Origin of the sequence: Bradyrhizobium sp. CCBAU 45394 (genome assembly GCF_028128655.1) — a bacterium.
GTDB classification, from domain to species: Bacteria; Pseudomonadota; Alphaproteobacteria; order Rhizobiales; family Xanthobacteraceae; genus Bradyrhizobium; species Bradyrhizobium diazoefficiens.
Window position 1 is genome coordinate 105,718 of the sequence record NZ_LBIX01000165.1, and the last position, 17,197, is coordinate 122,914.

A 17,197-nucleotide genomic window follows, 5' to 3' on the forward strand; every position below is an offset into this window, starting at 1 on the left:
CGGTCAAACCAGACGATAGTTGTCGTTGCCGATGTAAGTATACTGGAGCGCCATCGGATGCCCCTCCTCGAGCAACTTCTGTCTCGCAGCCAACAGCGCGGTCACAACGTTCGTGCCGTCCCTAAGATGGTCATAAAATACTTTTGCCAGTCTGGTCGCAAAGCCGTCTTCAATCGGTCCGGTTGTGCAGAGGATGCATGCTGCGCGACGCTGTCGGAAGAACTCGGCAATGGATGTCTTGAGGCTACTTCTGCCGATCGCGGACGAGCTGGCGTTGAGAAAAACGAGGGATCCATGAAAGTCGGCCGCCTTCACTGGATGTGTCATTTCTAGAATGCCGATCTTTGCGCCGGCACGCAATCGAAGCCTGGGAAGTTCTGAGCTCTGGTCGGTATGGCAATTGAAGTGCAGGATGTGGTTCTTCTCGGCAATCCAGTTCCGCAGAACCTCCAACTCGGCATCCGGAAGGGACTCGGTGAGGGGGTCGAGCACCAACAACCTTTCTTCAGCCCCGGCCAAATCTGCCAGGATGGAGATCTCCTCCTCTGAACGAGAGGGATCAGGCCGTTTGTGCGACCGGCACGCGCTATCTAGCGAACTATCCTCGGCGTAGCTCACCAACCTCGGACCAGCATGCTGGGCGGCTTCATAGTGCTTCCTCAGGTCTGCTCGCTTGGCGTTGATCACCCTGTATCGGCAGATGCATCTTTCGCCGAGAAAATATTCGGCGGTGCCATCGTTCAGCAGGCAGTGCTCGAACAGGGGCTGTTCTGAACGACCATAGGTGTACTGCGTCACGATCGGAGAAGTCAGCAGACCCAAGTGTCTGGCGAATTCGTCTTGCCCGCCACCGAAAAAAGCTCCGGCCAAACGCCTTCCACGCTCCTTGAGAGCGTTCACGTGCTCGGCTCTCGCAATCTCCGAAAGCTCGCGCCATCCCTTCACGACATCGACAAGCGCTCGCAGCGCATCGTTCATATCGCGAGATGCATCCCGAACGTCGTCGACAGGCGCGCTCTGAAACTCAATGGGTTCACCATCGGGCCCGCTATCAATTCTCCAAATCCAGTGGTCTCCGATGAGCTCGACGGTGGCTACAACGGGAAATGAATCAACGGGAGGCATCTGTTGGCTGACTAAACGGGTGGCAGGTTGAATTCAATACTCGTTGGGGGAGTATCGCGAGTCAAGACTTGCAATCGGATCAGATGGCGGGCCCCGTCTCGAGCTTCTATGAGAAAGGGCGCGGGCCGGCCGAAACTGGTATCGGCAAACCGCGGATAGATCTCGCAGGTAGGACTGCGTGCGATAAGGCGGTAGATATCGCGTCGCCCCGAGGCGCCACGTCCCGCCAAACCGGAAAGCGTGGCCAACTCGCTGTCTATGACGAAGTCGACCCTTAGCACGCCATTGAGAGACTTCGGCGGCCGAACGATCATTGAGACTTCGGTCGACGGGGAAGCGTCCTTCGCCAACCAAGATGCAATCATGGACGGCTCCAATCCAACGGTTCCAACGACCGCATGCCTGAGCGGCCCGTCGCCGCGCCGGCCTGCGGGAAAGCAGAAACTGGCCAGCGGCAACTTCATTCCAGTGAAGCGCCGCATATGGAATCCTATTCGGGGTGTCGTACGAGCGACGTCCGCTACGACATCCGGCCAAAGATCGAGCTGTTCGTCCGCGCCAGTCAGGCGCGCCTTCAGCCTTCGGGTGGTGCCGGACTGTGCGGCCATTCCGGCCGCGGCAAAGCCGTCCGCGGCCTGCCGGTACAGTCGAAGCGCGGAGGCCTGATCGCTGTCGCGCAGCATCGCACTGCGGATGGCGTCCGCGCACATCCGCAGTGCGATCGCTCTGAGCGGCGATCGAGAGTTGAGCTTGGGTTGATCCAAGAGCTCGACGCAAAGGCGTTCGGTCAGACGGCCACTTTCGGCCATCTCCCGTACCAGTAGGACGTCGATGGTGTTTTCGATCTCGTTCCGCGACCATCCCTTGCGCTCGCGCCGGAGGTTGTTTGAGGCGAATTTCACTAACCCCAGGTCCAGCGAGCGGCGCGGGACCGAACGATCTGAGTGCGCCCGGAACGACGCGACGATCCGACCCGCCAGCTCTTTGGCTTCTCTCGCATCCAAAGACGAGGGATCGATAAGTACGTCGAGGCCAGGCCGGTCGGCAGTCTTCAAAAGCAGTATGTCGCAGGACTGAACAGCTTCGGCGCCGGTCTCCAAATCGACAAGCAGAAAGGGTCGAGCGGCCGCCTCGACCGACCGGCGCCGAAGCGCATCCGCATCTTCCTTGCTGGCAGACAACAGCCATACCGAGCGCTCTGCCGTTGCACCGATGGCGGTTACCATAGGCAACCGAAGCTGCAAGCCGGCCTCCCGGTCGACGAGGCTCATTCCCGATCCTCGATATTTGCGATTTGATTCGCAGGATCATTCTGAATCTAGCATCGCAGAACGCCATAGTTTTGGAGCCATTCCCACAGACAACTTTGCTTCATCCCGCAGGAGTTCGTCCCAGATATCTGGATATTGGCTCTTCGATAGCTGGGGAATTCCCGAGGGGCGCGGATGATGCCGACGAACGATCCTGGTTGGCCGAAGGGGCGGAATCACATTGAGAACATAGCAGATTGATAAATAAGGACGTTCTCTCAAACAGTTAGGCGCCACACCAGAACGTCCGGTTGGAGTATACGCCATCCTTTCAGCCCAACAGACGCTCACTAAATCTCGTCAAGAGTCGTTGGAATGACGGAAGCATCGAGAACTGAATCATAGGCTTCGCAGAGGAAGCCGTTCAATACCCCTGCATCGGCACGATCGGCCACCGCGCTGGCGTGCCGTCCGCGCCGCTATCCATTTGGATCTGCGCCTTGTAGCAGGGAGCCCGTGCAGCGGAGCTGCCGAGACATTCGAAGACCCTTGGGACCGTTCTTGCGTAATCATCGGTCTCGGCTCGGATCTTAACCCGGCCGAATACCACGAGGTCGAGTAAAACCGACAGGGTACCGCATCCGGCTCTGTGCTTCGAACGTGGTGGCGATTGGCAGTCAGCTTCGCCAGCTGACGGGATGCAGCATCCATTTTCCGGCGGTTTCTGCTGCCAGCCCGCGCGGCCGGGCCGCGCAGCCAAGCAGGACAAATAGCACGTACTCGCGGCTGATCCGGCCATGTCATCGACCCGGCCGCCACAGAGACGAGCGCGGCAGCGATGAAGCGATAGTCCGCCAAGACTCGCGCGATCGGACGGAGCGCCCTCCAAGCGCTTAGGATAACCGCTATCAGCGCGACGCCAGCAACCCAGGCGGCGGATCGCGATCGAGTTGTCGAGGTCGACCGCCTCGCAGGCGATCGACCAGCCGCCTACCGCACATTCCAGGCATGGTCGACAAAAGACCGCGTTGTTTGCCAGCGCAGCACAAGCGCGGCAAGCAATCGCGCATAGAGCCCTGCAGCCAGCCCCGCGGCCGCTCTGCGGCTCAGCAAGCGCGGCCCCAGCGCCGCCACAGCGAACAGACCAAACAACCCCTCGCAGATGTTTGACGAATAGCCGCGCCATTCCCCGAACGCGACCAACAGCAGTACGGGCCCGGCCAGCAGCGCGCCAGTCACCAGCGAACCTGCGCCGAACAGACCATGCGCCAGCGAGCGGGCCCTCCGAAACCAGCACGCCCAGCGGCGCCGCACGAATTGACACAAGCCCCAAAGTCCCACGCCATTCGCCCGCAACTGATCCGTGCGATTGCGATCCGCTGCTGGAGCCTAGGAAGCCAGTGGCATCCGCCGGGACCAGGGACCTATGCTGACTCCCGACGAGGAAGCCGGATCACGTTAGAACCACTTGCGACATATCGGGCCCAAGCGTCCATTAACTGTCGGCGCTTCTTCAGCGCATTGCCACGCCGATAGGCTTGCTCGGTTTCATCGCCCACCTTATGCGCCAATGCCATCTCCGCAATTTCGCGTTCGAAACGTGTTTCGTCACCCGCCCAATCGCGGAAGCTGGACCGGCGCCCGTGCGTCGTCATCGCCGGATATACCGACTTGAGCGCATGGAGCACGGCATTCATACCGAGCGGCTTCGTATGGTCCTTTGACCATTGTCCGGCAAACACGTAGGCGTCCCACGCGGCTTCCTTCGGGATGACGGCTTTCAAAATCTCAATTGCGCGATCGCAGAGCGGCACTTCGAAATCTTTGCCTTCTGGATGGTCTTCCGTCTTCATCCGTTCCGCTGGGATGGTCCAAAGCCGCTCCGCGAAGTCCACCTCGCGCACGCGCATCAGGCGGGCTTCGCCGGTCCGCACTGCTGTCAAGATTATGTACTCAGCTGCGAGGTTGACGGCCGTGTCCGCCGCTTCGTGGTTGGCTTGCAGCGCCTGGACGATGCCCGGGACGTCCTTGTAGGGCGCAGCCTTGTGATGGCGCTTCGACCGCTTCGATTTCGGCAAGAGCGGTTTCAAAGTCTTCCACATGGCGGGATTCTTCCCAGACCGAAGTCCCCTCGCCTCAGCAGCATCGAGCACGCGCTCGATCCGGCTTCGCGTTTCGCGCGACGTGCGGTTGATCGTCATCCATATCGGCGACAAAATCCCCAAGATGTCGTTCACCGTGATGTTGGCGAGCTCCGTGCCGCGGATGGGCTTGCACCGCACCTTCAGGTCTCGGGTCCAGTCGGCCAGGGTATTCTTGCCTTTGAAGCCGGCCTTGATCGATGCCAGAAAGTCGTCCGCGAATTCTCCGAACTGCGTGGTTGCCAGCATTTCGGCGCGCCGCTCCGCCCCGGGGTCCTTACCTTCCATCAGTTTCTTGCGGGCTTCGGCAGCCTTCAGCCGGGCGTCGGCGAGCGAGATGCCGTCCTTCCCTTTGCCCTTGGCGGGGCCCAGCCCGATTTCTCTGCGCTTGCTGGTGCCGCGAACACGGTACAGGAAGATCCATTGGCGTCGCGCGTGAGCGCCCGTCTCGATCACAAGGTAAAGCCCGCCGCCATCGCTGTGACGCCCGGGCTCAACGATGGTCTCCGCTTCCCGCGCGAAGAGTTTGTGTAACTGTCGTTTGGCCATAACCGCCCCACCATCCGCCCCACCATTGAACACGGATTGCAGCGGATTGCGGCGAACGACCGTGAACGGCGACGGATCTTCTTTGAGAGGATTATAGCAGAACTTACAAAAGGTTAGAAGGCCATCAGCGCACGATCGGGCACGAGTGCGAAATCCCACCACGGACGCGGTGATGCCAGTCGCGCCTTACTTTTTTCTGCGGAAATTTGGTCCATTTTGTTACCGCCCCACCATCCGCCCCACCTTTTATATCGGGTCTTGTCCGGATGGCCGGGGTGCGAAAAATTGGCCTGAGGGGGAGTGCAAAGGGCCGCACGAAGGCAGGCGAATTACTTCGCGCCTATAGGCAAAGAATGGGCAGTGTGGGTCGTCGCCGCTGTGAGCGGGCATCCTTAGTCGACCAAATTGCTAAGGAAGATCTTCGATGCCGTCGGGGTTTGAACAACTGGCGAGCAGGGAGTGGAGTGAGCGCACAAGCACGAGTCGGCGACGTCCGACGGTCCTCGTGTCAAGCTGTCCTGTCCCTATCAGTTCATAGAGTTTGGTCCGACCCAAGCCGGTCGCTTGGCACGCTTCATCGATCGTACAGGTCAAGCGCTGGGCGAACGGTATTTTCCTTTGGTCTGAAGGCTTTGACGCGGACAGCCTCTCTACAATCTGTTCTCCGCCTTTTCTCTGTCCGTGGTCCCGATGCATAGGTCCCCCCTATTAGAGTTCATCGGGATGAGAGTTGCTGCGCGACCCAAAGCCGTCAATGCGAACACCGGCGGGCTGTCGCGTGCGCTAGCGCGCATCAGCGGTGATCCGATAGCGATTGGATATTAGTTTCGGCACGAGATTCTTTGGCTTCATCAGCGCCGTCGCGAGACACGACCGGGACCAGCAGTGCATTGGCACCCAAAACGCGAAAGGGCGCGCACAACGACCGATGTCGATATTGGCTTGAAGTCGCGATCTGAATAACCTGCCCGCCCGGTCCGCTTGGTGCTGTGGAGCGCAGAGCGCCGTTTTGAGGGACGACAGGCAAGACTTTCGTCCAGACCCGGCATTCGGGCGCCGGCCGAACATCACGAAGCGGTGAAAACCGTTATTCACACGAGAGTTTTAAGCTTCGCCCCCTTGTCCGCCTACCATTAGACCTTCAAATTCAAATACTTATCGCCTGCATTTCCTTGCGGTGAGCCCGTAAAAAGTCGCGGCACAGCATGGGCACAGCCGCGCTGTCTCGGCCAGGGTGCTCGCGATAAACAAATCGCGACGGACATGAAAGTCTCTGCTGGCCTGCGACGAACAAGGCACCCCATCCTGCCGAACTGAGCATAATTGCGCGGGCAGCGCAGTCCGATTGTCGAACTCGTCATTCGGTGCCGGGCCAATCTGTCTGATAAGCGACCCCGGCGGGGCGCGCGATGGCCCTTCCCAACGTTTTGGCTTTTTACCGAAGAGTTGCTCCATTGAAATGGAATTGGCGCGGCTGATCAGTCCGCGGTGCACAATTTACCCAGCTCCCTCAACGGATGGCTGCTTCAAATGACGACCTTCCCTCCATCGCGAATCGCCCCCCGGTCATTAGTTGAAAATAACCCTGAACCTGGGATACCCTTTTCGAGGATTTCCTGCGCCGCGAAGCCATTTCGCGGTGAAATTCACCTCAAGGTTGGGGAGTCCGATTATGCAGTACGATCGGATAGATGCCCGCATCCTCGAGATCGTGCAAAAAAACAACCGTGTAACTTCCGAGGAAGTCGGCGAACTGGCCGGGCTTTCTGCCACCGCATGTCAGCGACGACTGAAGAGGCTCCGTTCTGAACACATTATCGAGGCGGATATCTCGATCGTTTCGCCGAAGGCGGTAGGCAGACCGATTCAAATGGTTGTGCTGGTGGGTCTGGAACGGGAACGTGCCGATATAATCGACAAATTCAAGAAGGCCGTTAAGTCGTCATGTGAAGTCGTCAACGGCTTCTACGTCACCGGTGATGCGGACTTCGTCCTGTACGTTACCGCCCGCACCATGGAGGATTATGAAGACTTCACCCGGAAGTTTTTCTATGTGAACCCTGACATAAAGGGCTTCAAGACGATGGTCGTGTTGGATCGCATAAAAGCGGGCTTCGCTGTACCAATTGAGATTCCCCCGGAGGATTGATCGATTCCGGATTTTCACGTCACGGATCGATGCGTTCTCGTTGCGATTGCGCGCAAGAGCATCATCCGAGCCACGGTCGATCGCAAGTCCGAAGCGCAACAACTGAAAAGGCGGCCACGACAATCGCTTGTATTAACGCTGATCGGAGTCTGGCTCGGCGGGGAGCGGCGCGCCCCCGACCGAGACTGGCCCTTCTGATTTAGAGGGCTGGATCGTTCTCTTTGCTGGCTTCAAAACAGGATGGGGTGGCGGCGGAGAAGGAGCCGGGGGCACAGGCATGGCGGCAGGTGAATTCTGCAAAGACACTATCTTTGCCGTCAGCGCCTCGATCTGATCCGCCATCCGTTTCAAATCGGCTTGCTGCGCACCTACGTTGCGATTGAGTTCTGCAATCTCATCAATTGCCTGCCGTTGCCCCGATCGCACCTCCGAGAGAGCTTCCCGATCTTCAGGTGATAAGCCTAGCACAGGGCCAGGTTCGCGCGCCGGTGACGTCACGAAAACTGTTTCGATGTTCGTCCAATCATAGGCTGCCCCGGCGCACAGACTGATCGAGACCACGAGTGCGAGAATCCAGGAAAAACGTCTCGGGGATTTATGCAAGACGGGCGGCAGCTCGGAGGCGTTCGCTTGATCAATCACATTCACCATCCAACGGTATTGCCATTCTCATTCCTGTTGGCTTTTCTCGTTGACCTGATAACCGGCAAGGGTCAAGAGCCGCGATGAGAAGCGGCCGATGACAGCATCGTTTTACGCAATTTTGTTGGCCCGTCAGTCTAACTTCAGTGCGTCGACAGCCAGCGCATTGGAGCCTGGTCAACGTTCCGGAGCTTCGAAGCTGGGACTTGGGACCACCGCGCGCACGCGATGCGATGCCTATGCTCGAGAACAAAGGCTTGCTATCGTGCCATCGTTGGCAGGACAGAGACGAACGATGTTACTTCTCAACAGGCATCCCGATCATCGAACTATCCTGGATGTCTCCGATGCGGACACTTTGAGTGTCGAGGCCGCTCGCGAAGTCGAGCGCTTTCTCAGGCATCGTGAAGGTCACAGGGAAACGCCGCATTTTTCATTAGCAGGCCTTGCTCGTGAGATCGGCGTGGGCTCGAATCATCTCAAGGATGAGGGTCACCGACTTGGTCTTGGCAGCTTCAAGGCTTTGGGCGGGTCCTATGCCGTGATCCGGCTGGTGCTGGAGGAAGCAACGCGGCGGCTCGGCCGTGACGTTGATGTGTCAGAGCTGCAAACTCCTGAAGTGAAAGCCGTAGCCGGGGAAATGACGGTATCGTGCGCCACGGATGGCAATCATGGCAGATCAGTGGCGCAAGGTGCTCAGCTCGTTGGAGCAAAGTGCGCCGTCTTCGTTCATTCAGGTGTCAGCGATGAGCGCATCACCGCGATCGCCCGCTTTGGTGCCAAGATGATCCGAGTTAAAGGCAACTACGACGACTCCGTCGCGGAGGCGTCGCGAGTGGCCCGGCAAAACGGCTGGATCACGGTGTCCGATACATCCTGGCCGGGCTACGAGCGCATCCCCGGCTTGGTGATGCAGGGATATACCGCCCTTGTAAGCGAAGCACTGCGCCAATTGCCCCAAGCCCCGACCCATGTCTTCATCCAAGCAGGCGTGGGCGGTATTGCAGCAGCCGTCGCGGGGCATTTTTCAGTTCTGTTTGGCCAGAACCGCCCCTTTTTCACGGTTGTCGACCCCGCGCGCGCAGCGTGTCTCTTTGAAAGCGCGCGGGCTGGACGCCCCGTCAAGGTAGATCATGGGCAGTCGACGGTGATGGCTATGCTCGAATGCTACGAACCCTCGCTGGTCGCCTGGCGCATCCTCTCGCGCACAGCGGATGCCTTCATGACCGTCGACGACGAGGACGCAATCAGTGTCATGAGGCGGCTTGCAAAGCCTGGAGATGCCGACCCTGCTGTCGTTTCAGGCGAAAGTGGTGGTGTTGGTCTGGCGGGCTTGCTGAAGGTCGCTTCCGACCAGCGCCTGCGGGACAAGGTGGGTCTCGGACGAGATGCCCGGGTCTTCCTGATTAACACCGAGGGCGCGACTGATGCTCGCCGCTACGAGGAACTCGTCGGTATGTCTCCAGCGCAGGTGTGCTCGAAGAGCGCTCCGCCGGACTAAAACCTGCGGAAGCGCGCCACGCAGGGTCAGTTCATCCGGCTCGCCGAACAGCTTCGGTTCGGGTGAGGCGAGCCATGAATGGTGCACGTTAGTTGAATCGATCTGTAGCCCACCCTACGGACGCTACGCCTCGCTCTCTTTTGAACGTGTATCATCTGAAGCTACATCGAGAGCACCTCGTAGGCCGCCTGATTGTCTTCGCCCCAAACCGCACAATTTCGATATCGTGCGCCACTAACGACATGCTTAGTCCTGTCGCCTTACCCATGACGGGACCGGATCGAGCGGCCTGCGATAGAGTTCAGTGTTTTCAGCGCTGGTAACCCGAACCGAACAGCCTTTAGCTTTCAGCTCCGGATATACAACGGACAGTTCGGTCGCAAGCTGATCCGCACGATCGGTGGCAAGCTCAATATTCTCGAGGATAAGGCCGCCTTGATTCTTGTACTCCTTATCGATTACGAGATCAAAAGAGTAGTACGGCATCCGAATGTCTCCCCAATTCACGAATTGATACCATGAGGCGCATTTCACGAGCCGCTCAGCACTCGTGAGAGGGCGGATCGTTCACATCGAGCGTTATTGGCGCCACGCAAGTTCTTCGGGACTCAGTTCATCTCAATCTCTTGCAATGCCGTTAATGAACCCACGTCCAAGTTTGCTCACGAGGGAAGCGTCTTACCCAAAACGCGCAACCGCGGGATTGCTAAGGTCCTTTGTTCGATCGACGACCGCGTTGGGGTTGTTCGACGCGGGCCTGGCATCGAAATGCCGTTTGGTCGGTACTCGGTTGGAGCTCTCAAGCGGTCGCTGGCACGGTCGACCAGACAAAGGGGCGGTTCCGTGTGGGCTTGGAGCGAGGATGAGCATCAATGGAGAGATCCACCGCTGCGTGGGATGAGGCGGCGACACTGTCAGGCTCGAGTGCAGCACATTCACCGAGCCCGCTCGCAGCGAGATCCCGCGTGCGGGCCGGATGATCACGCGAAGCCGTTCTTGCTTTGTAGATGGGCTCTGCCCTTGACTCCAGAGCGCACGGGACGGTTTCAATCTCTTTCGATCCGCGCTCAAGTGGCTGTCCGGCCGTGCCAAAGGCCCAGTCGGAACACAGCAGTTCGTTCCCGAGCTGCATGAGCTTGCACTGCAATCGGATTCTTCGCAGCGCCTCTTGCTTGCTGTCTCGTACCAACGCCTCTGCATATCTGCACATTCGGAGTCGGTAGAAATGGCGAGACATATCCTACTCCCCCTAGCGCTTGCGTCTCGTGCGCTACGACCGAGACGCTACACAGTAGCGGGATATTGGTACTTATTGGTGCAATGAATGCGGCGTCCACGCTCAAATTCTGCCTTTTAGGTCTCTTTTGGTTTTAGTTTCAGCGCATCGACGATCGTTGCACTCGACGATAAGTGTCGCCTCGACACGCCCGACAGCAACGCCCCAGACGACGCCGTCAACGTCCCTGACCTTTTTCGCTTCAGGTCGAATTATTCCCATTGGCCACTCAGTCCAGCGAAGGCCCGCACATCGAACTGCGCGGACACGTGCTGCCGCCGCAAGGCCATCATACACACACACCTGATCAAGGATCGATTCGATGGCGGTTGATCGTTTATGCCGACCATAACCCCAAATGATTGAAGCGAGGTCCGACTGAACGTCGGACCTTTGTTTTTGCGACCGCGGCGAGATTGACGCTTGCACAGTCGATTGTCACTATCACGTGCCGATACTAAGGGCATGGCATCTGATCGACATACGCTACTTCCGCTTGATGGATCGCTCAACTGAGCTTTTTTGGCCAACAATGTTTGACGTGTACGTAAACGACAAGCATGAGTTGCTGGTGATCGCGAAGGGATCTCCGTTAGCCCGCGTCGGAGCGCCCGGGAAATGGCGACGAAAGAAACACGCGTGATCAGTGTCAGCCAGGAGATTAAGTCGGCTGTTCAGAAGCAGGGCTACTACATCCGAAAGATGACTGACATCAGAAAGCATTAGGCGACCTGTCGGCGCCTTCCGTTCAGCGTGGGCAGTTTATCTCTGCTCTCGAGTGGAAAGGCGCTACTTACGCTGCACGACGCTTCAACGGGGGCCTCGTCAAAATAGGCGCAATCCAAACGCTCGGCGTTCTAGCCATGGTTTCCGCGTCCCAACAAACGCGTGTATTGAGAAGCGGGCGTTGACATCAGGGCGAGAGATACGGCGCGAGGCACACTTGAGCCGGCAAGGGCTCCCCATTCTCCCGCGTAACAGCACTATTGTGAGAGCGCCGCTCTCATTGAAGTTCATCGGCTGACGGAATATCTCGCTTGTCACTAAGAACTCGGTCGATAAGCATTTGAACTCGGCGGACCGCGAGTAATCCTAGCCGCGCTTGAACTCTGCCGGATCTAACCTTGGCCCCGACACTAAAGGAATAGCGCCAATAGCCGACTGACTCCCGTGTAAGTGAGTATGGGCTACCTCGATGTGTCCCCTCGTACTCCTTGGGTTGATCCGTACGACTTGGCACAGCTTGAGCTACAGGCTTCCTCGTCTCACAAGGTAACGAAGCCGCGATCGAGATCGCTAAATCAGTGCAAATGCGACCAGGCTGGAGCAGAGCAACACGACCCCTGCAGCAGTCAGCGCCAAGAGGCTACCTGAGACAAGATCACAATGGTACATGGAATCCCCTCGATCGCCTGAGAGAAAGCGGCCGTTGCTCAGCATTGGTTAAGTGATTTGCAATCAATACTCAAACCCGACGCATTGTTTCTGCTCTTGTGGGGAGACGGTGCATTTTTTCGGCGCGGCCAAGGGACGGTTCGCCGACTTGCGGCGAATAAACACGTTATCGAGTTGGCGCTCATCTCGCAGGCGAGATATTGCTCAGCAATCAGAGCTCATCACCAGTTTCCGGATGTGAGTGGCTTCATAATTTAATTGGGTCATTTCAAGTAGTCTTTTGCAATGCGCGGTCTTCTGATCCTCTTAACGGCCTTTGCCATCATGCTAGCGGCACGCGGCCAGCACCAAAATCGTTTCGAGCCGCTCCCGACCGGTCCGATGCCCCCTGTAAGCGTTCCGTAGCCCGCGCGCCGATGACCTGATTGCGCTTCATCAAAAATGAGGAGGCCTCGTGACACCTCTCAGACTTATACTCCCGATCTGCACGGCAGCCTTCGTAGCAAGCACCTCTTCTGCCCTTGCTTGGGGGCAGCTCGGCCATTCTGTCATTGCAGAACTGGCGCAACGACACTTGCAGCCAGCCACGCAGGCCAAACTCAAGGAGCTCATAGGTGATACCTCTCTGGCAGCCATATCCAACTGGGCCGATGACTACAAATTCACGCCGGAAGGAAAGAGCACCTATCGGTGGCACTTCGTCGACATTGACATTGAAAGATCGGCGTACGACGTAGCACTTGATTGCAAGGAGCAGAACAACCAGGGTACCTGCATTGTCCAAGGCTTGCCGGCAGCTATCGCGACTTTGAAAGATAATGGTCGCAGCAAGGAAGACAGGTTACGCGCGCTCAAACTCGTTGTTCACCTTGCTGGCGATCTCGAACAACCCTTGCATGCGAGCGAACGCAGCAACGATCAGGGCGGCAACAAACTGAACGTCGTCTTGCGTGCGAAGCGCTCTGACGGAACGGCATACACGCGCGCCTCAACATTCCACAGCATGTGGGATGATTCTTTGGTCGACCTGCAAGCGTATTCTTGGGGCAGCTACGCGGACGCGCTTGATGGCAATCCATTGCCGACAGCGGAACTTCCACCATACGATGAAGCACGCATCACTGCCTGGGCGAACGACACGCATGCTTTGGGATTGAAGGCTTATCAACTCCTGCCGCCCGGTACGCCCGACCACAACGATTCGGGCCATGCCATGGAAATCAGTAACGAGTACGCTGTGGCTATCAAAGCGGACCTCGATCGCGCACTGGTTAAAGGAGCAGCGCGCCTGAAAGCCATCCTCGACGATGCGTTTGGAAGCTCGTAGGGCTGACCGCTGGACGTATCGGGGAAATGTTTTCAAGTCAGGAGCGAGCGGGAACCAAGTTTCGCGGCAAGGAAGCGTGCGCTTGTGTCCTTGCCGCATCTAGGTTTGGGCAGTTCGCGCTGGACCCAATATTAGGGAAGGGGCGACGGCGGTCGGCAAATCAGCGTTGCTGAATCCGGACCGCAACCCGTTCGCGGGCGGCGCGTCGTCGCTGGCGGCGTTCGCTTCGGCGCGATGCACTTTGCTCAGGGAGGCTGATCACTAGCACTGACGGAGCGGTTGACCTGCAAGGAGCCGCTTCGGCCACAGACTGTGGACGGCGCGAGCGGCGTTCCATGAAGTCCAGAAGTGCCCGCCCCTTTCCGGTGATCCGCCATCCCCCATTTAGACGCTCCACCAACTTTTGCGAGAAGATGTCCAGATCGGGCACGTGCGCGGCCAATCGTTTGGTTCGATCGGCCCAGTCGCGTCCGCTGGTTGCAAGAATTGCCATGTCGCGTTTGAGGTCCGCCATCACTGCGAAGCCGTCCGGATAGCTTACCAGGATCTTCAATACTGTGACCTGGAAATTCACGTCCCCACGCCTTTCGCAACTATCGCCACATTGTTGGCGCTCCGGTGAGAGCCTCACGTCCGATCTGCTCGAGGCGCTCGGGCGACGTGTCGCCTCGGCTGGCGGCTTCCAGAATTTTTGAGGCGACATAGGCGTGGGCGCCCGTGTCCTGACTGGAGATGTGTTCACAGACTTCATCAAGGACGACGCGCAGAAGCGCGGTGATTGCAGGATCAAGCATAGGACCCCCCAAGGGAAAGCCTATCGTAACGAAATCGCTCTGGCCCGGAATTCAAGATTGCTAAAGTCGCAAATGCCGTCGGGACTCTAAAATCAAAGTTTGCGGTTGGCAAACCCGGAAAACGCTCCCACGCTGCAGTACAGCTTTCCTCAAGGCCCGCGCGTTTTACTGAAACGCACTGTTGGCACAACTGAACCATCTCGCTTGGCTCAGACGTCCCCTCCCACTGAATCACTAAAGTTCATGAAGTCCCGCCGGGCAGAACTCGACCCTCTCCACCCGGTTCCTCTCCCGAGGCATCCGGCAGATCAGACCCGTTTTCCAATCCCTTCATCACGGGCGACGGATTTACTGGCGTCACAAATCCACCGTTTGCCGTGGCGAACGAGGCGGCAGAGGCTGAGCCGGCGCCTGTGGGCCCTCGCCCCCTCAAACATTCGTAGCGCGACGTCATGGCCTTCCCCCTGTTAACATCACGGTGGCTTATGCAGTGGCTGAGAACAGACAAATACTCCTGACAAAGACTCTGCTTGACCGTAGCCGGACTATGCTGGCTCGCATCCCGCCGCGGTCAGTTGTAGGTTCCGTGGGATTGCGATCGCAGCTTCGGCATCTGCAACAGGCTAATCGGACATCGTTCTGCCTCGGCGCGCTGCGTTGCTCTCCGATCGTCAAGGTGATGCATACCTCTCCAACCCTGTGCTTTTCTCAACGATCGCGAACGGTCAACCGATAGGTCCATTTCGGACCATTAGTATCGAGTCCGAAAGGTTGCATGTCGGCGATTTGATCCGATTTAAGGCAGCAATTGTGCGTTCAACCGCCACACTTTGAAGCATTAGCTCGTCAAACGCGACGCGCCTGCTGCAAGTGAGACAACAGCCGGGCTCGATTCGGAAATGGAGCGCGCCCGACCGATCAAGCGTGCCGCCCATTGTCACGGCCGGCGCGCGCGTTGCGCGCAAGACGGCCGCATGAGGAGAACGAGGGGCGCGCCCCTCAGAAGTGACCGCAGCCTGGTCGAGAGTGGGAGCAGGAACCTGATTTCTTTGGATACGCCGCGACCGATCTCAACGCGAGGCTAGGGCTCGCGTCCGGTATGAGGTCGATTCTGGTAGATCCCAGGCGAGTTCAGGCAGCCCTCGCTGCCGGAGGCCTTGGCATGTTACCGCGCTGCCCACCCCGGTGACCATTTACGCTAGGCGACAGATCGCGAGTGAGGTTGTCGCGATATACTAGGCCGCTCTGCTTGTCATCGATCGGATAGTGCCGGGCTGCACGATTGTCCCATATCACCATGTCTCCGACCTTCCAGCTCCACCGAACCGTATTTTGCGGGCAGTGATATAGGACTGGAGCAGATGAAACAGCTTCTGGCCGATCTCCTTGTGTAATCCAACAAAACGCCCTTCGACGTTACCGAGGACAAGGATGCGCTCACCCGTCTGGGGATAGATGCTCACCACGGAGTGATCACTCGGTCGGTGTCGCGGCTCAATATGCCTCGTCGCTTGGCAAAACGGCAAATTGCTAAACATTGGTGTCGCTGACGCTCGCGCGCGGTCAAGTGCTGGCGATGATCGCATTGCGTCCCTTCCTACCCGAGAGCTGGACGAGCGATACCGCACGGTTGAAGCGCGCCGGCGTACCGGTCGAATACCGAACGCCACAAATCCAAGCCAGAGACCGCTTTGGCCGAGATTCGTCCCCTGATTCGGCGATCTGCCCCTGCTTTGCTGCGCGTTCTTCTGCCTTGGCGCGTTCATCCCATCTTACATCCTCACGCAAATGTCAGCATACTCGGGCCTGAACCACTCTGAGGCCGCATCGAACAATATGTATCGAGCCGAAGGGGCAGTCTTCATCGGTATCCGCTTCTGCAGAGCAGCATCCCAAGCCGTGCGATCGATCGGATTCGCTCTTCAACTTTGGTTTTTGATGCAAGCAACCCTCAGAGGGGAGGATCAAAAGATCAAGCAGCTGTCGACTTGCAGCACTTCCGATCCGACCTGCAGCCGACGCTCAGGGCGCAGGTTGCGCTCGAAACAGGACGCCGAGTGAATACCCAGAGGGTGGTGAGCGCCGCGATCCTGCGCATTTTCGCCCGAGAACGCGCGATAACCGCCGTCTGCCTCCTCTATGATCCGCCAAAACGCCCGCCCCATTTCGTGGAGCAGTTGATGGCACGCTTTAAAGGCCAGGTAGTGATTGTAACCGGCGGCGGAGGCGGAATCGGGGCCGCGACCTGTCGACGATTTGCAAATGAAGGCGCAATCGTTGTTGCAGCAGACATATCCGCTTCCGCTGTGCAGCCAGTTATCGCCCAAATCACCGCAAGTGGGGGCGTTGTAGATACCGCTGTTGTCGACCTGGGTGACAAAAACGCGTGCCGGCGAATGATAACTGGAGTTCTCTCGAGACACGAGAGACTCGATGTTTTGGTGAACAACGCCGGTATTTTTAGACGTGGCGATCTGCTCTCTTTGTCGGAAGAGGATTGGCAGCTGAGCTTCGCCACCAATGTTGACGCGATGTTTCACCTGTGTCGCGCTGCTCTGCCGCACATGATCGAACGGCGCGCCGGCGCAATCGTTAACATTTCTTCGCAATGGGGTTTGCATCCTGCTCCAAATTGCATCGCATATAATGTAACCAAAGCAGCAGTCGCGTCATTTACACAAAACCTTGCCCGAGATTATGCCCCCAAGGGCATATGAGTAAATGCAGTTTGTCCCGGCGAGATACACACCCCGATGCTAGAAGAGGGTCTAAGGCGTTCGGGCCGGACAATTGAAGAACTCAATAAGCTGGTACCGTATGGACGTATCGGCACTTCCGAGGAAGTTGCGGCGCTTGTGGCGTTTCTCGCCTCGGACGAGGCGCCCTTTATGTGTGGATCTTTGGTTGAGATTACCGGCGCGCAGGCAGTCGCCTGAGCCACCGCGCCGGCCGTATGCGCGATCCCTGACATTGAACAAGTTGCGATGAGAGACTACGAGGGCAATTTTGCGTCGATGTCCTGCCACGACTTCGAAATGACGATCGGAC

Annotated in this window: 13 protein-coding genes and 2 pseudogenes; 5 read left to right on the plus strand and 10 right to left on the minus strand. The window is 57.9% G+C overall.

Going from position 1 to position 17,197, the window contains the following annotated elements:
- Window positions 1-3 precede the first annotated feature (3 nt).
- From WN73_RS22700 to WN73_RS44745, 5 genes are all read right to left on the minus strand, one after another.
- The gene (locus WN73_RS22700) at window positions 4-978 is read right to left on the minus strand and encodes a CHAT domain-containing protein (RefSeq protein WP_271554899.1); all 975 of its coding nucleotides are present in this window, start codon (window positions 976-978) and stop codon (window positions 4-6) included.
- Between the two features lie 158 nt (window positions 979-1,136).
- On the minus strand, window positions 1,137-2,396 hold the full coding sequence (locus WN73_RS22705; protein WP_271554900.1) for a hypothetical protein: 1,260 nt from the start codon (window positions 2,394-2,396) through the stop codon (window positions 1,137-1,139).
- A 969-nt stretch (window positions 2,397-3,365) separates the two neighbouring features.
- Complete coding sequence (locus WN73_RS22710) at window positions 3,366-3,614, minus strand: hypothetical protein (protein WP_271554902.1); 249 nt, start codon at window positions 3,612-3,614, stop codon at window positions 3,366-3,368.
- A 185-nt stretch (window positions 3,615-3,799) separates the two neighbouring features.
- Window positions 3,800-5,065: a tyrosine-type recombinase/integrase gene (locus tag WN73_RS22715; protein WP_271554904.1), complete on the minus strand. Its 1,266-nt coding sequence runs from the start codon at window positions 5,063-5,065 to the stop codon at window positions 3,800-3,802.
- A 408-nt stretch (window positions 5,066-5,473) separates the two neighbouring features.
- Entirely contained in the window at window positions 5,474-5,761 is a 288-nt protein-coding gene (locus WN73_RS44745) for a helix-turn-helix domain-containing protein (RefSeq protein WP_442870124.1), read from the minus strand.
- A gap of 976 nt (window positions 5,762-6,737) precedes the next feature.
- On the opposite strand from WN73_RS44745, the gene WN73_RS22720 reads away from it, so the two are divergent.
- Complete coding sequence (locus WN73_RS22720) at window positions 6,738-7,214, plus strand: Lrp/AsnC family transcriptional regulator (RefSeq protein WP_271554905.1); 477 nt, start codon at window positions 6,738-6,740, stop codon at window positions 7,212-7,214.
- A gap of 132 nt (window positions 7,215-7,346) precedes the next feature.
- Here WN73_RS22720 and WN73_RS22725 read toward each other — a convergent pair whose 3' ends face one another.
- Window positions 7,347-7,865, minus strand: a complete 519-nt coding sequence (locus WN73_RS22725) for a hypothetical protein (protein ID WP_271554907.1) — start codon at window positions 7,863-7,865, stop codon at window positions 7,347-7,349.
- 286 nt (window positions 7,866-8,151) lie between these two features.
- Here WN73_RS22725 and WN73_RS22730 point away from each other — a divergent pair, with 286 nt between their 5' ends.
- Entirely contained in the window at window positions 8,152-9,357 is a 1,206-nt protein-coding gene (locus WN73_RS22730) for a diaminopropionate ammonia-lyase (RefSeq protein WP_271554908.1), read from the plus strand.
- 246 nt (window positions 9,358-9,603) lie between these two features.
- On the opposite strand, the gene WN73_RS22735 is transcribed toward WN73_RS22730, so the two are convergent.
- Entirely contained in the window at window positions 9,604-9,843 is a 240-nt protein-coding gene (locus WN73_RS22735) for a hypothetical protein (RefSeq protein ID WP_271554909.1), read from the minus strand.
- A 2,639-nt stretch (window positions 9,844-12,482) separates the two neighbouring features.
- On the opposite strand from WN73_RS22735, the gene WN73_RS22745 reads away from it, so the two are divergent.
- Window positions 12,483-13,355 (plus strand): S1/P1 nuclease, encoded by an 873-nt coding sequence (locus tag WN73_RS22745; protein WP_271554910.1) that lies wholly within the window; start codon window positions 12,483-12,485, stop codon window positions 13,353-13,355.
- A 160-nt stretch (window positions 13,356-13,515) separates the two neighbouring features.
- Here the strand turns inward: WN73_RS22745 and WN73_RS22750 are convergent, their stop codons facing one another.
- The 3 genes from WN73_RS22750 to WN73_RS44425 form a co-directional block, all read right to left on the minus strand.
- Window positions 13,516-13,929, minus strand: a complete 414-nt coding sequence (locus WN73_RS22750) for a hypothetical protein (protein ID WP_271554912.1) — start codon at window positions 13,927-13,929, stop codon at window positions 13,516-13,518.
- 19 nt (window positions 13,930-13,948) lie between these two features.
- The gene (locus WN73_RS22755; RefSeq protein WP_271554914.1) at window positions 13,949-14,149 is read right to left on the minus strand and encodes a hypothetical protein; all 201 of its coding nucleotides are present in this window, start codon (window positions 14,147-14,149) and stop codon (window positions 13,949-13,951) included.
- A 1,131-nt stretch (window positions 14,150-15,280) separates the two neighbouring features.
- Window positions 15,281-15,544, minus strand: a complete 264-nt coding sequence (locus WN73_RS44425; RefSeq protein ID WP_333937983.1) for a TauD/TfdA family dioxygenase — start codon at window positions 15,542-15,544, stop codon at window positions 15,281-15,283.
- Between the two features lie 70 nt (window positions 15,545-15,614).
- Between WN73_RS44425 and WN73_RS22760 the strand changes: the two are divergent.
- Both WN73_RS22760 and WN73_RS22765 read left to right on the plus strand, forming a co-directional pair.
- Window positions 15,615-15,852 (plus strand): annotated as a pseudogene (locus WN73_RS22760) (transposase); the annotation flags it as partial.
- Between the two features lie 477 nt (window positions 15,853-16,329).
- Window positions 16,330-17,085 (plus strand): annotated as a pseudogene (locus WN73_RS22765) (SDR family NAD(P)-dependent oxidoreductase).
- Window positions 17,086-17,197 lie beyond the last annotated feature (112 nt).